17 protein-coding genes are annotated in these 17,756 nt (G+C 40.3%); 3 read left to right on the top strand and 14 right to left on the bottom strand.

Annotation, left to right across the window (positions count from 1 at the left end):
- Nucleotides 1-58 precede the first annotated feature (58 nt).
- The 4 genes from QE404_RS12530 to folK form a co-directional block, all read right to left on the bottom strand.
- Nucleotides 59-1,960: a RecQ family ATP-dependent DNA helicase gene (locus QE404_RS12530; RefSeq protein ID WP_307450928.1), complete on the bottom strand. Its 1,902-nt coding sequence runs from the start codon at nucleotides 1,958-1,960 to the stop codon at nucleotides 59-61.
- 75 nt (nucleotides 1,961-2,035) lie between these two features.
- On the bottom strand, nucleotides 2,036-3,490 hold the full coding sequence (locus QE404_RS12525; protein WP_307450926.1) for an OmpA family protein: 1,455 nt from the start codon (nucleotides 3,488-3,490) through the stop codon (nucleotides 2,036-2,038).
- A gap of 116 nt (nucleotides 3,491-3,606) precedes the next feature.
- On the bottom strand, nucleotides 3,607-4,716 hold the full coding sequence (locus tag QE404_RS12520) for an OmpA family protein (protein WP_307450925.1): 1,110 nt from the start codon (nucleotides 4,714-4,716) through the stop codon (nucleotides 3,607-3,609).
- Between the two features lie 17 nt (nucleotides 4,717-4,733).
- Nucleotides 4,734-5,147 (bottom strand): 2-amino-4-hydroxy-6-hydroxymethyldihydropteridine diphosphokinase, encoded by a 414-nt coding sequence (gene folK / locus QE404_RS12515; RefSeq protein WP_307450923.1) that lies wholly within the window; start codon nucleotides 5,145-5,147, stop codon nucleotides 4,734-4,736.
- A gap of 21 nt (nucleotides 5,148-5,168) precedes the next feature.
- Here folK and sppA point away from each other — a divergent pair, with 21 nt between their 5' ends.
- Nucleotides 5,169-6,923, top strand: a complete 1,755-nt coding sequence (sppA, locus tag QE404_RS12510) for a signal peptide peptidase SppA (protein WP_307450921.1) — start codon at nucleotides 5,169-5,171, stop codon at nucleotides 6,921-6,923.
- A gap of 73 nt (nucleotides 6,924-6,996) precedes the next feature.
- Here the strand turns inward: sppA and QE404_RS12505 are convergent, their stop codons facing one another.
- The 5 genes from QE404_RS12505 to rpmB form a co-directional block, all read right to left on the bottom strand.
- Nucleotides 6,997-7,257, bottom strand: coding sequence for a GlsB/YeaQ/YmgE family stress response membrane protein (locus QE404_RS12505; protein WP_307450919.1), 261 nt, complete (start codon nucleotides 7,255-7,257; stop codon nucleotides 6,997-6,999).
- Between the two features lie 61 nt (nucleotides 7,258-7,318).
- Entirely contained in the window at nucleotides 7,319-8,272 is a 954-nt protein-coding gene (gene ftsY, locus QE404_RS12500; RefSeq protein WP_307450917.1) for a signal recognition particle-docking protein FtsY, read from the bottom strand.
- A 98-nt stretch (nucleotides 8,273-8,370) separates the two neighbouring features.
- A complete protein-coding gene (locus tag QE404_RS12495; RefSeq protein ID WP_002976755.1) occupies nucleotides 8,371-8,523 on the bottom strand; it encodes a DUF4295 domain-containing protein in 153 nt (50 codons plus the stop codon).
- 19 nt (nucleotides 8,524-8,542) lie between these two features.
- Nucleotides 8,543-8,725, bottom strand: coding sequence for a 50S ribosomal protein L33 (rpmG, locus tag QE404_RS12490; RefSeq protein WP_034683820.1), 183 nt, complete (start codon nucleotides 8,723-8,725; stop codon nucleotides 8,543-8,545).
- Nucleotides 8,726-8,728: 3 nt separating this feature from the next.
- A complete protein-coding gene (rpmB, locus tag QE404_RS12485) occupies nucleotides 8,729-8,971 on the bottom strand; it encodes a 50S ribosomal protein L28 (protein ID WP_002976757.1) in 243 nt (80 codons plus the stop codon).
- Between the two features lie 241 nt (nucleotides 8,972-9,212).
- Here rpmB and QE404_RS12480 point away from each other — a divergent pair, with 241 nt between their 5' ends.
- The gene (locus tag QE404_RS12480) at nucleotides 9,213-10,925 is read left to right on the top strand and encodes a T9SS type A sorting domain-containing protein (protein WP_307450914.1); all 1,713 of its coding nucleotides are present in this window, start codon (nucleotides 9,213-9,215) and stop codon (nucleotides 10,923-10,925) included.
- 100 nt (nucleotides 10,926-11,025) lie between these two features.
- On the opposite strand, the gene lnt is transcribed toward QE404_RS12480, so the two are convergent.
- Nucleotides 11,026-12,657, bottom strand: a complete 1,632-nt coding sequence (gene lnt, locus QE404_RS12475; protein WP_307450912.1) for an apolipoprotein N-acyltransferase — start codon at nucleotides 12,655-12,657, stop codon at nucleotides 11,026-11,028.
- A 56-nt stretch (nucleotides 12,658-12,713) separates the two neighbouring features.
- Between lnt and QE404_RS12470 the strand changes: the two genes are divergently transcribed.
- Entirely contained in the window at nucleotides 12,714-13,145 is a 432-nt protein-coding gene (locus QE404_RS12470) for a VanZ family protein (RefSeq protein ID WP_307450910.1), read from the top strand.
- A gap of 45 nt (nucleotides 13,146-13,190) precedes the next feature.
- Here QE404_RS12470 and QE404_RS12465 read toward each other — a convergent pair whose 3' ends face one another.
- The 4 genes from QE404_RS12465 to QE404_RS12450 are packed head-to-tail and all read right to left on the bottom strand — an operon-like array spanning nucleotide 13,191 to nucleotide 17,117.
- On the bottom strand, nucleotides 13,191-14,339 hold the full coding sequence (locus QE404_RS12465; RefSeq protein WP_307450905.1) for a cytochrome-c peroxidase: 1,149 nt from the start codon (nucleotides 14,337-14,339) through the stop codon (nucleotides 13,191-13,193).
- A gap of 3 nt (nucleotides 14,340-14,342) precedes the next feature.
- The gene (locus QE404_RS12460; RefSeq protein WP_373463150.1) at nucleotides 14,343-15,005 is read right to left on the bottom strand and encodes a DUF6850 family outer membrane beta-barrel protein; all 663 of its coding nucleotides are present in this window, start codon (nucleotides 15,003-15,005) and stop codon (nucleotides 14,343-14,345) included.
- Nucleotides 14,986-15,861: a DUF6850 family outer membrane beta-barrel protein gene (locus QE404_RS12455; protein ID WP_307453922.1), complete on the bottom strand. Its 876-nt coding sequence runs from the start codon at nucleotides 15,859-15,861 to the stop codon at nucleotides 14,986-14,988. Before QE404_RS12455 ends, QE404_RS12460 begins: the two co-directional genes overlap by 20 nt.
- A 29-nt stretch (nucleotides 15,862-15,890) precedes the next feature.
- Nucleotides 15,891-17,117, bottom strand: a complete 1,227-nt coding sequence (locus tag QE404_RS12450) for a DUF4876 domain-containing protein (RefSeq protein ID WP_307450901.1) — start codon at nucleotides 17,115-17,117, stop codon at nucleotides 15,891-15,893.
- Nucleotides 17,118-17,756 lie beyond the last annotated feature (639 nt).

Here is a 17,756-nt window from a genome sequence, read left to right as displayed (position 1 = left end):
TTCATGTTGGATCGTGAGAAAAGATCAGGCATAACAAATCTTATAGCATCAATCAGTACTAGGCAATTGTATAGGTTCTGAAGTTCAGCATTTTGATTTTACCGGAGTCAAGCAAGAAAATCAGGTTTTCCAGGATATTTTCTTTCGGATGGAAACTTAACCTTACTGAAAGCTCTTCTATGGTACAAGGCTGTTTGGTAAGGATGTCAACGATCTGTGCAGAAATATCTTTGCCGAAAACCGATTGTTTGTTTTTTTCGCATACCGAGCACCGGCCGCAGCTTTTTGAGTCTTTTTCACCAAAATAAGCCAGGATAAGCTTCATCTTACAGTGCTTTTTGTTTTCAAGGTAGAATTTCATCTCTTCCCATTTCTGCACTTTATTTTTCTGAATGTGCTGAAAAAGATTCCAATACATACTTCTGATAGCCCTTTCATCACGCGCTTTAAGGAATTTGATGCTGGACAAGGCTCCATCTACATATTCCAGGTAGTTTTTTTGCTGGAGCTCTTTCAGCCTATCCTTGATCAGCGGAATGCCCACTCCGATTTTATTGCTGACCTGCTGCTCACTGAACAGTACTTTATGGGTAGTAATTCCGGATACAGTACGCAACATCAGTTCAATAAAGTAAGCATCCTTTCTTGGCAAAAGCTCAATTTCTTCAGGTTTTATGAGCAATTGAAGCGAAGACAGGCTTTTGTGGTCATTATGATAAATCAGTTCCTGATTGTGCAGGAAATTCAATACATTTTTGATTTTTGCTGAAGATAGCCGTGTGAAATTCTGAATGCCCCGCATATTGAGCTGAAAAGATTTTTCGGGTAATTCATATTCTGCGACCTGAAAAATAGAGTAGAGGTAGGTAACAATCGTTATAAATTCATCTTTTCCCGGGATCTGATTTTTCAGGATCTGATCAAAGTTGGAAAGTTCCTGTTGATTCCACAACAGAAATGCAAAGCTGTTTTTCCCGTCCCTTCCGGATCTCCCGATTTCCTGGTAATAATTTTCAAGGGATGGCGATGGCGAATAATGGATCACAAAACGTACATTATCTTTATCGATTCCCATTCCGAACGCATTGGTTGAAATCAGGACATTGCGGTTGCTGGTATTCCATTCACTCTGCTTCCTGTTTTTTTCTTTTGCGGTAAGACCAGCATGAAAGAAATCAACATGGGTCATCTGGTTTTTGTGGAGGAATTCTGTCAGCAGTTCTGCTTCCTTTCTGGTACGAACATAGATTATCCCTGATTCCTGTGTGTATTTCAGGATGTCAAAAATCCTCTGAAACTTATCTGAAACTTCTTCGGTAAAGATTTTTATGTTGTCTCGTCTGAAACTTTTCTGAAATACCTGTGGGTTTCTAAGTTCAAGCTTGATCTTAATTTCTTCTAAAACTTTAGGCGTAGCTGTTGCCGTTAGTGCAATACATGGAATTTCCGGATTGTTTTTCCTGAAATTTTTTATATTCTGGTAGCTGGGTCTGAAGTCCTGCCCCCATTCTGAGATACAGTGGGCTTCATCTACGGCGATAAATGACAGGCTTATAATTTCTATATTCCGTAAAAACTGTGTATTGGTTAATCTTTCGGGAGAAATATACAGCAGTTTCGTTAATCCTTCCTTACACCGGTTATAAATTGCTTCAGCGTCATATTCATCCAATTCCGAAGATAAATATTCGGCCTCTATTCCACGGGATTTCAATTGGCTGACCTGATCTTTCATCAGGGCAAGAAGCGGAGAAACCACCAGGCAGGTCCCTTCTTTCAAAAGGGCAGGCAACTGGTAACACAGTGATTTTCCGGCCCCTGTAGGGAGCAGGACCAGGGTATCTTTTTCGTTGATAATAGAATCTATGATTTCTTCCTGTGAATCTCTGAAACCATCATGCCCCCAAAAATACTTCAGGGTTTCCGATTTTAATTTTTGAAAGTCTTGCTGAGAAATCATAGGGTAAAAATAAGCAAAGTATCACAACAAAAAAAGCCACGCAAGGCGTGGCTTCAATTTATTAACAAATTTAAATTATTTTGCTTCAAAATAAACTCTTCTGTTAGCTCTGTTTTTCCATTCAGGACATTTAGTAGCCGGATCACACTCAGGATATTTAAGGTCTTTTTTACCTCTACCTATAGCGTTTAATTTAGAAGATTCAACTCCGTTTTTGATTAGATAATCTTTTACGTTGTTTGCTCTTCTTTCAGAAAGTTTTTGGTTGTAAGCTTGTGAAGCTCTTGTATCTGTAGCACCAATTACATTGTAAGATCCGTTTGAAGAATTGATGTAACTTACAGCATTGTTCAGGATCGGTGTATTTGAAGGTAAGATTCTGTCTGAGTTCAGATCAAATTCAATTCCTTCTAATTTTGTTTCAGTTTCAACTACAGGACCATTGTTGGCAGCTGTAGTAGGACATCCGTTATTTTCAACAGGTCCTGGAACGGTTACACACTTATCGTAAAGGTCAATTACTCCATCTAAGTCAGTGTCTAGTGCAACACCGGCACCGTCAACTCTTGCTCCTGCAGGAGTATCAAGCTGTCTGTCCCAATCATCACAAACTCCGTCATTATCAGCATCTCCTTTCTTGCAAACTTCAATATCCTGGTTTTTATTAGCCAACACATCCAGTTTGTAATAGATTTCCTGCAATGGGTCATGCCACATCAGGTGAGATTCATGCTTCCCTAGCTTCAAAGAAATACCTAAAGTAGCATTGATGAAGTTGTCAGAAGTCTGCTCTTCACGTTGGTTGATGGCACTGTAGTTAGCACCTCCACCGTCAAATTCATCATCACCGGTTACCACGTACATTACTCTACCTTCGATGTCTAATCTTCTGTTTACTTTAAACTTCAGACCGGCACCTGCTTGTCCAAACATCGAACCAAATTTAAATGGTTTTACTTCTGTAGCAAGTCTTTGTCCGTTGATATCCTTCTGGTATGCTCTATAAGCAAGTGTTCCTACACCAGCATATCCGTGTAAAGCCCATCTATACGGAGAATGATTATCAACTCTTCTTAAGAGATTGGAAAAGTTGATGTCTCCCAAAATAGAAATCGCATCATACTGTGTTCTGGCAGCAACTTGCTCATAAGGAGAAACATTGGTTGGTACAGGATCTTTTGTATTGAACCATCCTTGTCTTGTCTCACCTCTGTCATACTGTAACTTTAGACCAAAAGCATGAGTGATAGCTTTGTCAATACTAACATACGCAGAATAACCGAATACATTTTTACCGTTACCGTTTTTGATAGATGTTAAATCTGCACCCTGTACTAAAGGTACACCAGCACCAATTGAAATTGACCAGTCATTGAATCTTTTCGATTGATTGGTAAATGGCGAAACATTGGCAGAACCGGATGTAAAAGTGTTAGGGTACTGTCCATTTGAAACTGCTGTTGAGTCTTGTGCGAAGCTTGCTGTAGGTACAGCCATTGCCAAAGCAACAATTGCTAAACTTAATTTCATAGTGTATTTTTTTATTTAGTTAATTATTTTATTATTTGATCCTAGTAATAGTAAAATTCAATTTTACATGTTCTGTGTGTAATTACAATAACCGGGCCAAATGTAGAATTAAACAGTTATTTGCTTGTAGGACATCCGTTATTTTCCACAGGACCTGGTACAGTAACACACTTATCATATAAGTCTATTACTCCGTCGAGGTCCATATCCAAAGCTACCCCTGCACCATCCACTCGTGCTCCGGCAGGCGTATTAAGCTCTCTGTCCCAATCATCGCAAACACCGTCATTATCATTATCTCCTTTTTCGCACACAACAAGATCAGTAGATTTTTCATCGAGAACCTGGGCTCTGTAATATGCTTCCTGTAAAGGATCATGCCATGCCAAATGAGTTTCATGCTTACCAAGTTTGAATGAAAGTCCAAGATTCACCGTCCACATATTGTCAGATCTTCTCGCACTGATCATATTGTATTTGGAAACTTTAGAATTCACGTCGTAATCAGCAGGACCTGCCCATCCGCCGCCATCAAATTCATCGTCACCGCTTATGATATACATTGTCCTTGCCTCAATGTCAATAAGTTTTGAAACATTGTATTTAAGACCGACACCGACTTGATAATAGAGCGAGCTGATATCAAAATCCTGCTTGATGAACAATGGGATTCTTGGAGGATTGCTACTCCATCTGAATTCATTATTATCGTGTAAAGAAGTTTTATAGCTCATAAGACCTACACCTCCGTATCCGTGGAATGCCCATCGATAAGGAGAGTGGTTGTCAACCCTTCTTAAAAGGTTTGAGAAATTAATATCTCCAAGCAATACTACCTGATTGTATTTTGTGTTGGCTTCTGCCACACCAGCCAGCTGACCTGGTACTCCGGCTAATTGTGCTCTCTGATTGGTTTCACCTCTCTGGTACGCAATACTTAATCCAAAAGTATGGGTGATTTGCTTATCAATACTTGCATAAGCATTATACCCCCAGTTGACTTTCTTGTCATAAATTGAAACAAGATCTGCATGTGCCATAAAAGCCGCACCACCACCAATGGAAATAGACCAGTCATTGAATCTTCTGGAACTGTTGGTAAATGGTTGAACATTGGCTGAGCCTGACGAAAAGGTATTAGGGTATTCAGTTGAATGTACTGCAATACTGTCTTGAGCATAAGTAGCTATTGGCAAGGCTGCCAAAATTAATAAACCTAATTTCATACAATATGTTTTATGTGTTAGATAAATGCATTTAATAATATCTTGGAAAAATCTCTTTCATAAAGGTTTTTCTGATGAGGGATTTCCAGCCTTTCTGATAAAAATTTTAATCCATTGAACTTAACGATATCAATGTCTATAATCCTGTCGCAATATGCTCCGGACGCTTTAGAATCGTTAGTTCTGCCCATCTCCACTTCAATATTTTTAACAAAATCAAGCAGTTGAATCGGTGAAAGGGCTGTAGATATTATTAGTGCAATATTACAAAAAATATTGGAACTAACAAATTCTACAGGTTCAGATGTAAGAAATTCACTTATATTTAATATTTCACATCGTCCTTTAATTTTTTCGATGGCGGTTTCTAAATTTTTTTTTTGATCCCCCAGGTTACTTCCGAGTAACAAAATGACCTTATGTTGCGACATATTGAAAAATGATTGATATTTATGAAAAGCTTCTTAAAGAATGTACTGGCAAATATAGTGGCAATTGTGCTCTTATGTGTCGTGTTTTTTTTCTTTTTCATTATTATACTGGTGGTCAGCTCAACGAGCGGTGATAAATCTGTGGTGGTGAAAAACAATTCTGTACTTACCATTAACCTTAAAACCAATATTATAGACAGTCCTACTGAAGAGCGTACAGGGCTTTTCAATATGGATAAAAAGAATAAAAATGTTTTAATCTACGAAGCACTTGAAGCTATTGACAAGGCGAAGACAGATGATAAGATCAGAGGAATTAGTATCGAGGTAGATAACCTGAATGCAGGTATTACTCAGATTGATGACCTCAGAAGTGCTCTGGAAGATTTCAAAAAGAGCGGAAAATTTGTTTATGCTTATGGAAATACCGTATCGCAGGCATCTTATTATTTGGGTTCAGTTGCGGATAAATATTACCTAAATCCTGCCGGAATGATCGAACTGAAAGGGTTGGCTACAGAAGTGGCCTTCTTCAAGGATTTTGCAGATAAATATGGTATTGGCATCCAGGTGATCCGACACGGGAAATTTAAATCTGCTGTTGAACCTTTTATAAGGAATGATATTTCGCCTGAGAACAGGGAACAGTTAAGTACATTGTTAAATGATATCTGGAGAAACACTTCTTCAAAAATAGCTGTGTCGAGAAAAATGGATACGGCGCAGTTCAGAACGGTTGTGGATAGCCTTTATGGGATGATTCCTGAACTGGGGCTTAAATACAAACTGGCTGATCAGCTGATTCAGAAAGGGGAGTACGACCAGATCATCAAATCCAAGCTTCATCTGAAAGAGGATGATAAGCTGAATAAAGTTTCTTTGGCAAAGTACATTGATTCCTATTCTGATGACGAAAAGTCTGGTGACAAGGTTGCGGTACTGTACGCCTCAGGTTCTATCAACAGTGGTGATGAATACAATGAAATTTATTCTGAAAAATACATTAAGTATATAAAAGATCTCCAAGAGAACGATAAAGTCAAAGCAGTGGTTTTCAGAATCAATTCTCCGGGAGGAAGTGCCAATGCATCTGATGAAATCCTGTTTGAACTCCAACAGTTGAAGAAGAAAAAGCCGCTTATTGTTTCCTTTGGGGATTATGCAGCCTCCGGCGGGTATTATATTGCTATGGCAGCAGATAAAATTTATTCAGAGCCTAATACGCTGACCGGATCTATTGGTGTTTTCGGCGTCATCCCTTATTTTAAGGAACTGGCCAATAAAAACGGAGTACGTTCAGATATTGTAGCTACCAATGCCAATTCGCAGTATTTTTCCACCCTGCATGGGGTAAGCCCGTATGGAGTAAATATGATTACCAGAAGTGTGGAGGGCACCTATAAAAGATTTGTGCATTTCGTAACCCAAAACAGAAAGCAGACTTTTGAGCAGATTGATCAGATAGGGGGCGGAAGAGTATGGAGCGGAGTAAGGGCTAAGCAAATCGGACTGGTTGATGACCTGGGTACCCTTAAAGATGCCATACGTTTTGCTGCACAGAAAGCTGGGCTGAAATCTTATGATGTAACTTCTTACCCTAAGAAGATGAGCACCTTTGAACAGATTTTCCAGAACCTTAATGGTGAGGATATCGAAGCAAGGGTTGTTAAAAGCAAAATAGGTAAAGCTAACTATGAAATCCTTCAGCAGATTACTTCGGAGAAGCTGCAGTCTGAGGTAAAGATGCAGATGCCATATCAGATTAAAATCAACTAAACTAAATTATATTGTAAACAAAACCCCGGATCTGATTGCAGATCCGGGGTTTTAATTTGTATTCTTTTTTATCCTAACTTTTTCTCGTAGCCATTCCGTAAATCCAGAGGACAATCAATGCACCTCCGATGGCCAGAATCCAGCTTCTTGGATTCCAGAAACTTTCTACATCACCCCAATGAAGGACGTATACTCCGATGGCTCCTCCTACAAATGCTCCTACAATTCCCAGAATAATGGTTAAAAGCCAGCCACCTCCCTGGTTGCCCGGCATAATCATTTTTGCAATTGCTCCTGCAATAAGACCGAATAAAATCCATGTTAAAAATCCCATAGTTGTAAACTTTTTTAATTGTTAATATTTGAATTGGTTGTTACTCAAGCGGATAATAGTATTACCGCTTTTTGAAAAAAGAGTCAACAAATTCTATACCATTAAACAACTGCAGGTCCTGCATCTTTTCACCGACGCCGATGTACTTAACAGGGATCTGGAACTGGTCGGAGATACCTATGACTACACCTCCTTTAGCAGTTCCGTCCAGTTTGGTTACGGCCAGCGCATTAACTTCCGTAGCCGCGGTAAACTGTTTTGCCTGCTCAAAAGCATTCTGGCCGGTAGAACCGTCAAGTACCAGGAGGATTTCATGAGGAGCGTCGGGAATGACTTTCTGCATCACACGTTTGATCTTGGAAAGCTCGTTCATCAGGTTGACTTTATTATGGAGCCTCCCTGCCGTATCAATAATAACAACATCAGCATCCTGCGCTACGGCACTTTGTACAGTATCAAAAGCTACCGAAGCAGGGTCGGAACCCATATTCTGCTTTACAATAGGAACACCAACTCTTTCACTCCATATCGTTAGCTGGTCTACAGCAGCGGCTCTGAAGGTATCCGCAGCACCAAGTACTACTTTCTTGCCTTCAGATTTGAACTGGTGTGCGAGCTTACCAATGGTAGTGGTTTTTCCCACACCATTCACCCCAACCACCATAATGACATATGGTTTCTTGGAGGAATCTATATTTCCTGTTGTGGCGTGAGGATTTTCCAGAAGCAGTCCTGAAATTTCTTCACGAAGGATTCTGTCAAGCTCACTTACACTTACATATTTATCTTTGGCAACACGTTCTTCTATTCTCTGGATAATTTTGATGGTAGTAGATGCGCCTACATCGGATGCAATAAGAATCTCTTCCAGATCGTCCAGAACTTCATCATCTACCTTGCTTTTCCCGACTACCGCTTTAGTCATTTTTTCAAAGAAACCCTGACTGGATTTTTCAAGGCCTTTGTCTAAAGTTTCTTTTTCTTCTTTTTTAAAAATGTTTTTAAACCAACTCATATCCGAATTCTGATTTTATAAGACGTGTTGTCTTAACAAAGATAACAAAAAAACTACCCAAAAGCTGAGTAGTTTTTATATTGTAAATAAAGCGTAGATTATTTTTTTAAATAACCGTCAACTTCGTCTGCATTCATTACTTTTTCTTCGAAAACGTAAGCTCCGGATTTGGAAGACTTCACCATTTTCACCACTTTGGTCATTTTCTTAGACTGACCGCTCTGTAGGGTTGCTACTACTTTTTTTGCCATGGTAAATTATATTTATAAATTACTTGATTTCTTTGTGAAGCGTATATTTCTTAAGAACCGGATTGTACTTTTTAAGCTCTAATCTCTCTGTTGTGTTCTTTTTATTTTTTGTAGAAATGTATCTTGACATTCCCGCCATTCCGCTTTCTTTGTGCTCTGTACATTCAAGGATTACTTGAACTCTGTTTCCTTTTTTTGCCATGATTTAGTTCTTTTTAATCAATCCGTTTCTAGTAGCTCTTTCAATAGCTTCTTCGATTCCAATCTTGTTAATCACTCTCAATCCATGAGCTGATACTTTCAGTGTTACGTGCTTATCTTGCTCCGGAAGGTAAAATTTCTTCTCTAATAAGTTAATTTCAAAACGACGCTTCGTTTTGTTATTAGCGTGAGAAACGTTGTTACCAACCATTGCACGCTTTCCTGTTATTTGGCAAATTCTTGACATATCTCGATGTTCTTATTTGTACTATAATATTTGAGAGTGCAAAATTACGAAGTTTTTTTTAGTTAGACAAGTTTTGAATATTTTTTTCTTATAATTATTCAACAGATTTACAGACTGAAAATGAATTAACAACCCTGAATGTCCTTTATAATTGGCCAGATGATAAATATCAGTCTAAAGTTAGTCAGGCATATATTATTTGATATTATCTTTGTTTTTAATTAATCTAAATAAAAACAAAGTGAAAAAATTTTATATTCCGATTCTTTTCGTTCCTATGATCTTCTCATCCCAGACTTTTTCTGAAGTTCAGACCAGCATTAAAAATTTCTATTACGGATCAAACGATATAGGGGATTTTGATAATGACGGAAAACCGGATGTGATCCACAACGGTGCCATAGACTATGATAATGATGGTACTGCCGATGCCACCTTCAATGAAATTTACATCAACAATAACGGCAGTTTTTCAGCGTACGGAAATTTAGGGACAGAGGCGACACATTTAGGGGATATCAGATTTATAGACTGTAATAATGACGGTTTGCTGGATATTGTTTCCACAGGGCTGAGCTATCAGGATATTGTCAACTATAAACACTACCGCTTTCTAAATAACGGAACAGGATTTTCAAAAGTAGAGGATACGGCCGGGAAAGTATACGGCTCCATAGAAGTTTTTGACCTTAATCACGATGGAAAGCAGGATTATGCGATTAACGGCACACAATACATCAACGGAACGGGTTTTGTCAATGATCTGAGCCTTTATCAGAATACGGGCAATGGTTTTCAGCTGACCCAATCCTGGCTTGAAGGAACTCAAAATGGCAGCTTTAAGGTAGCAGACCTGAATAACGACCAGCTTTTAGATGTTGTTATCTTCGGTTATGATGAAAATACGGCTCCGTTTTTTAAAGTATATCTGAATTCAGCTAACGGACTTCAGGTATCTCAGTCCCTTCTGCCTTTAGCCAACGGGAAATTAGCATGCGCGGATTTTAACGGTGACGGTTTCCTTGATTTTGCAGCCATCGGCCGCAATGAAAATGATGAAGAATACCTCGGTGTTTTTATGAATGACGGAACCGGACAATTCACTGCTCAGGAAATTCCGGGAGAAGGCCTTTCCGATTCCAGTATTGATGCAGGAGATCTTAATAATGACGGATATTATGATTTTATCGTCATTGGCAATACGGCAGGTTATGAAGGCACAGTCAATGTATTTTTATACAATCCTGCATTGCAGTCTTTTACAAAAGCAGGCAATACATCTCTGTATCATCTGGGCGGAGCTGGTAATATCAGGCTTTTTGATTATGATGGCGACCATCAGCTGGATGTCCTGATGACTGGTTTTGATTGGGAGGACCCGGATTTAAAATCATTCACCAAACTCTATCACAATACCTCCGGAGCTACAAATGCAAAACCCAATGCCCCGACCGGTTTACAGGTGATTAAAACCGGAAATACATTTAATTTTACATGGAGTGCTGCGTCGGATGACAAAACTCCGGCAAATGCATTACAATATCAAATTAAAGTCGGGACAACGCCCGGAGCACAGGATGTGGCAAAATATGTCGTTACGACCCCTGCATGGTTTCTAACATTAGATCCTGCAATTCAGAATGTGTACTGGAGTGTGCGGGCAATTGATGCCTCAAAAGTTTATTCTGATCCGTCGGCTGAAAGTACACTAAGTGTTAATGATTCCCTTGTGATGACGCAGCTGTCTGTATACCCAAACCCGGCATCTGAAAGCGTATTCATCATAGGTGAAAAAGTATATGATCTGGAGCTGTATTCGATGGATGGTAAAAAGCTGAATGTTACCCTTAACCATGATCAGTCAGTCAATGTTTCGGGTCTTTCAAGAGGCATGTATATTCTGAAGATCAAACTTAAGAATAATTGGGTGAGCAAAAAACTAATGATCAAATAACCGAAAATAGTTTGAATTTGATTTTTAAAACTCATTAAACTGAGAAAACCAGCCGGAAGGCTGGTTTTTGTTTATGATTAAATAATATTGAAAGCAATATTTACTTCATGAACCTTTTCTGAAAGCGTTTGATCAGATGGTAAAACAGTAAAAAGCCTAAGGCGAAAATACACAGTCTTGAAAGAAAATCTCCGGATCTTACATAGAATGTTTCTCCTTCATACAGGTTTACTTTCGCAAACAGAGCCGTCTGGTCGCCGTAAAAAGTATCGGCGGTAATTTCTCCTTTGGCATTGATATGGGCGGATATCCCGCTATTGGCGGCCCGGGCAATTTCCCTTCTGGTTTCAATAGCTCTTAATCTTGCGTAGGATAGCAGTTGCTTGTGGCCTTCCGTAACGCCCCACCAGGAATCGTTGGTCATAATCGCTAAGAAATTGGCGCCCTTTTTTACATAGTCGCCTACAAATTCGCCATAAATGCTTTCATAGCAGATGATCGGAGCCAGTTTGCCTTTGTTGTATGGGTTTGAAAAAGCAACCCTTTCTTTGTCTGTTCCCAGTGAAGCTACGGTACCGCCGAGGTTGAGCATGGCATTGCCTAACAATGGTTTGAGGACATTCATATACGGGAAAATCTCAACACCCGGAACCAGCTTGCCTTTGTGATATACCTCTACTTTCCGGCCGGGAACTACCTGGACAGCGGAATTATAACTTTCTACCCAAAGCCTTGGGTTAAGCTGGTAGGCATCCTTTGGCAGAAGATCCGTATTCGAATAAAAACGGTGGGAAGAAATTCCTGTTGCAAATACGGAACCCGGATGCTTGATGAGGAAATCTTTAATATTGTTCAGCATCAGGCTTTTATCAAAAGCTGTTTCTGAAATAGAGCCTCTGCCCGGAATGGCGGTTTCAGGAGCGATATAATAATCAATTTTTCCGGTGGAATTTTTTCCGGCCAGATTTAGGAGGTCATTTTCTATAGCTATGCTGTCTTTGGAGTATTTTTCTGCGTATGGATCAAGGTCGGGCTGGAGCATCAGCACATTCACCTGTCCCACAGGTTTTTCATCAAAGGTATTGTATCTGATAGCGGAAATGATCATAGGTAAAGCGATAAGGGCGGTTACCACAAGGGTATTGATGATCAGTCTTTTCCTTTTTCTTCCGGCTTCCCATATCCTTACCGTGTAAAAAATCATGATGTTTACGGCAAGGATCCAGAAGCTTCCGCCTGTAGCTCCCAGAGTATCATACCACTGGATCAGTTTCGGGTATTCCGAAAATGCATTGCCGAGGTTCAGCCAAGGCCAGGTGAGCTCCCAGCTGAGATGGAATTTTTCAAAGCCCATCCAGATAGCGATGAAAAAAGCCAGTCCCCAATAGGTCCCCTGGGCATTTTTATACCAGTGATAACACTGGAATACCAATGCATATAAGAAAGAATTAACAAGCACCGGAAACAGGACTGCCATCAGCGAATGGCTGCCGTCAGGGTTTTTAGACCCGTAAAGCCATCCAGTCGTTACTGCGTTCCAGATCACAAAGCATAAGTAGGACAGCCCGAAGACTACCCAGCTCTTCCTGTCGTAACCTGAAAATTTGGAAACACCATGCTCCATCATCAGAAGAGGCACCAGTGCAAAGAATATAAAGAACGGAACTCCATACGTCGGCCATGAAATAGATAAGAGCATGGCTGAAATAAGGGTGAGTAAAACGTATTTCATGAATATGATTTAAGATACAAATTTACTATTTTTGAAGCGAATACCCTTGTCCGTTGATGTTAAAGAAATTTTATCAGTTTATTATTTATCCGTATACGCTGTTGCTGCTGTACCTTATGCTTTTCGGTTTTGGTAGGATCGATGCCAGGTATCCTGATCCTACGCTGAGGCTTGAACCTGTTATCTCAACGGTTCAGTTCACAAAGTCCGGGCTTCCCTGGATCTATATTGTTAAGATTGTCTTGGGAAATATCATTATGTTTATTCCATTTGGATTTTTAGGATGGTCATTTCCAAAGCTCAGAACGCTTAAAAATCTTATGTTTAATTTTCTGTCGGCCATTATTATCGTGGAGGCTCTTCAGTATTTTACACGGCTTGGGATTTTTGAGGTTGATGATATTATTCTGAACACCTTCGGTGTTTTTCTGGGATGGAAAATATACCGGTACATCGAAACACATTACGGCCGGTTCGTTACTAAATAATCAGAATAATTTATGATGCTATAGCTTTGATATAGACTATTAAAACTATTCTACCGGGATTTCAGGTCTCCTCATTTTGTATCGGGTTCCTGACATGGACTTTAAAAAGGCAGCCAAAGCTTTCTTTTCATCCGGAGTAAGATGCAGCGGTTTCAGAAGAGAATCCGTTACAGGGTGAAGAGGATCATTCCGTTTTACTTCCGGAGCAGGGTCTATCTGATGCATTCCGCTGTTATAGATATTAATGACGCCTTCAAGCTCATTAAACAGGCCGTTGTGCATCCAGGGCTGGGTGAGCATAAGGTCCCTGAGCTGGGGCGTTTTAAATTTCCCCGCATCTTCCGGTTTTTTAGTGATGTTGTAAAGTCCCAGGTCTTCATATTTCCTTTTGTAATAGGTTAAGCCGATATTGTGAAAAGATTCATCGGTGAGATACTGCCCATAATGGCAGTTCATGCATCGGGCTTTTGTTCTGAAGATATGCATGCCGTAAATTTCCTCATCCGACAGGGCATTATACTTTCCTTCCAGGAATCTGTCGAAGCGGCTTGGCTGGCTTTTAATGGTCTTCTGGAAATCGGCAATGGCTTTTACAATTCTTTCATAAGTTACTTTTTCACTTCCATATGCATTTTTAAAAAGGGGGGCATAGCCTTTGATCGCCTGGATCTTTGCCGGTAAGGTTTTGATATCCATAGCCATTTCATGATGCGCTCCCAGCGGACCGGCTGCCTGTTCTTCAAGGGATTTTGCCCTGCCGTCCCAAAAAAAAGATTTCCTTTCCGAAACATTGAACAGTGAAAGGGTATTCCTGCCTCCCTGCAAATGATCATTGCCCAGAGCTACCCTTCTTTTGTCTGACCATCCGATTTCAGGATCATGGCAGCTGCTGCAGGATATCTGGTTGGATTTTGATAATTTAGGATCAAAGAACAGCATTTTGCCCAACAATATGTTCGGCTTATCTTGAGTGGTGAAATAGGCGGAGTCTGACTTGATGGGCATGAATTCTTTCCATTCCACACCTTTGTCAATGGTAGGTTTCGGCCATTCTGAAATAGCTTTTTTATAGCTTTTCACAATATCTTCAATAGTCGGGTCCTGAATCGCTGAAAGATCCCGGCTTACTTTAGGCGCAAAACTCCATAGTATGATCAGAATACAACCTAAACCCCAATATATACCTCGCTTCATATGCTAAAATGTTATTCCTAATCGAATGCTGATCAGGTGATTGTTTTTTTGCAGCATCTTTTGGGACTGATACTGGGTGCTGACAAAGAAGGCCGGAAGCTTTTCTAGTTTGACATCATATCTTAAAGACGCTCCGAAAGTAGAAATACCAGCTGCCTGAAAATAATAGTCCTGAAGTATCCAGTCATTGATGGCTGCATTAGCTGTGTAAGATAGTGCCGATATGGAACGGTTAACCATCCGCTTAATGAAATAAGGGCTAAAGCTCAAAACCTGGTTTTCATTAAGTCTTTGCTGTAAATCTGCACTGATTCCAAAATAATTATACACGAATTTCTGCCCGGATACCGGATATAATTTTCTTTCCTTGATGTCCTGGTGTCCAAAAAACGGAGTTGCATTCAGCGTTAAACGGTCTGTGGAGTATTGATACATCAGCTTTACCATAGAGGTGTAATCTTCTTTACGGTAAGCTTTCCGCCTGAAAACCTGCTCCGTAAATTGGGTGTTGACAGAATATCCGAATTCTGTACCTGTTTTTACAGAAGCGGTATAATTGGCAAAGATACCAAATCTGTGATGGGCATTCAGATTGAAGAATTTGGCGCCTTCAAAAATAAACTGTTCATTGGTGAGGTATGATGCTTCATAATAAGGATTGCTGATCTGGATATTTTTGGTGTTTTTGGAGTTTCCTGCTATGGCATGAAGGTAAAAAATCCCTTCCGTCTTTATTCATGATCTGCACACCAACCTGATAGCCCAGTTCCTCAAAGGCAACGGCATTTTTTCCTCCATTGAAGAAATTGTTGGAATATCCAAGTCCTGACATCTGGTATACGTAAGGATTTCCCAACAGGCTCACAAATGATATGGTGCTGTTTTGGGTATATTTATTGAGGCGGGTAAAAATACCGATTTTGTATTCCCTGAATGCTTTGTAGTTCACACCTGCATTCACCCAGAGGTCAGATGCGGAATTATTGATCCTGGGATCCCGAGACCGGTAACCAAGCTGTGCAGTGTAGCTGGCTTCAAGCCCAAGGGTAAAGCGATTCATTTCTTCAGAATAACCTCCTGCAAAGGAATACCGTTCAAGTTTCAGGTCTCCGCCTACGGAATCTGCTAAAACATAGGGAGCCACCCGGTTGAAATCAAGGTTTTCATTCCATTTGGGCTTCAGTTGCTTAAGGCTTTCATAGCTGGCCCTGCCCCAGACGGCTCTTCTGCTGTTCAGCTTCTGGAAAGAGCGGGCATCAATTTCCAATCCCCGCTCTCCCGCGCCCATTTGCTGCCGGTAGATGTCTTTATGTTCACTCCGATATCCTGTTCCGAATTCTGAAAAAGAGGCTGTACTATAATCCGACATTGAGGCCGGATTATAGTACAACTGGGATTTTAAAGTTCTTTCTGTGCTGTACTGATTTCGGTATTGATTAAAAAAATCAAGGCTGTCCTGGGCCTTCACCAAAGAACAGGCGATGATAAAAAGTACTGTGAAAGAAGTTTTATTACTGAACATAGGAAGGTTTTAATAATTTTAGGTCAGAATTAATGGGTAATTCCGTTTTTAAGGCTCGGCTGGGAGTCCTTTACAAAATCCAGGGTAGAATTGTTGGTGTCTTTATACACATTTTTCCCCTTTGAAGTCTGCCCGATCACTTTACGCCTTACTGATTTTCCATAGCGGGTGGCATCGTTGTTCATGGAACCTACCGAAGTCCAGCCTGCGTCAATGCTGGCTGACGTAAGCGTTTGTACGAAATCTGTCGGGATACTGTTGTTCACTCCGTCTACGATCCAAGAATTCGGGATCTTATAAGCACTTCTTGATACCGTATTTCCTGCGCTGTTCACGAATGTATAATTGTATTTCTGGTTCTGCAGGAATGTATTCTTATCTTCTCCTGCTGGAAAGCGGGCAATAACATAGCTTTCAAACCCTCTGTTGTGCAGGAAGAACATATTGTAGGTCATCTGAGTATAAATGACTTCCGCATTCGGCACACTCGGGTTGTCTACCTGTCCCAGAGCAGGATTGTTGGAAGGGAATTCCCAGTCCGCATTTTGCAGGTTGTAAGCGGTTGAAGTATTCTGTGAGTGATTGATCGCGTTATCAGCAACCACGATGAAGTCTCCCGGTTCCACAAGTTTGGGGGTTGTGCTGGTAAGGATCATCACGCCTTTCACAGGGAAATAGGTATTGGTGTCATAAGGAGTAGGATTATCGTTGGAAGTCGTAAGGAAGTTAGACTGGCCAATGATCAGGTTGGCTGCATCCAGCACCTTATCTGTGTTGTTGGTGATTTTAAAATACCTTCCTGAGTTATAGTTCTTGTTATCCGGTGTCCTTACGCCGGTAAAAAATACCTCCTCAATAATAAAGTCATGGCCAAACTGTTTTACCAAGAGAGGGATGGTGATGTTGGTAACATTTATTTTGATATCCGTATTGGCAGAAGCTCCAACATTTACCTCTTCTGAATCTGTTTTGATAACAGATCCGTTTACTGTAATAATATAAGATCCGAAAGGAAGCTCAACGGAATGGGCATTGGTGTTTTTGATCGTGAGCTGGGTAACCGTTCCGGTGTTGATCTCTTTAATTGAAATGTCCAGAGTCTGATAGGTTGCAATCTGGTCTCCGGTGAAATTCATGGTTAACACACCTGTCTGCGAAACGGAAGAGCCGAAATCATCATCGCTTGAGCAGGAGGTTACTGTAAATCCCGTGGCCAGAGCGACCGCAAGGCTTAATAATAAAACAGTTTTCTTCATGTGGGTTGTATTTATATGGATTATGTTAGAAATTATAGGTAAGTTCCATTCCGAAATAGGGTCTGTTGGCTGCTTTTCTTTCTATCAAAAGATTATTGAAATAATAAGGCGCACTGTAATTAAAAATCCTGGTGACGAACATGGAGGTTTTAATATCCCTGTAAATGCTTTTGGTTACTTTTAAATTAGCTGCAAAAGTGAAAGTGAGCTCAGTGGGCATATTATCTGTTACAGAAACATTTCTTACCAGCCATTGCTTATAAATGTCGGTTCTGTCGGCATCGGTAAAAGGATGCAATACACCATCAATGCCATAATAATACATCGGTTCTGCAATACGCTGGTCTTTTCTCATATAGTCGAAAAAACTGCCCTGGAATGAAGCAGAGATCGTAAGGTCCATTTTCGGAATATAAGTATCAACAAAAAGATTGTAATTCATATTGGAGTTTACATATCCTTCATCATTCTGATAAATTCCGTAATAAGGATATCCGTCCGGACCAACGGACAGAGCAGGGCTTTCGGTCACAGGCATGGAGTTCCTGTACTGGGTTTTGAAGTAAGCCCCGCTCAGGGTAAATCTTGTATTGATCGCTTTGAAACGTGGTGAAGTATATCCGAATTCAACACCGCTTT

This window comes from Chryseobacterium camelliae, assembly GCF_030818575.1.
GTDB lineage: Bacteria > Bacteroidota > Bacteroidia > Flavobacteriales > Weeksellaceae > Chryseobacterium > Chryseobacterium camelliae_A.
The sequence above is the reverse complement of the archived record's forward strand: the minus strand, read 5'-3'. Positions and strand labels throughout refer to the sequence as shown.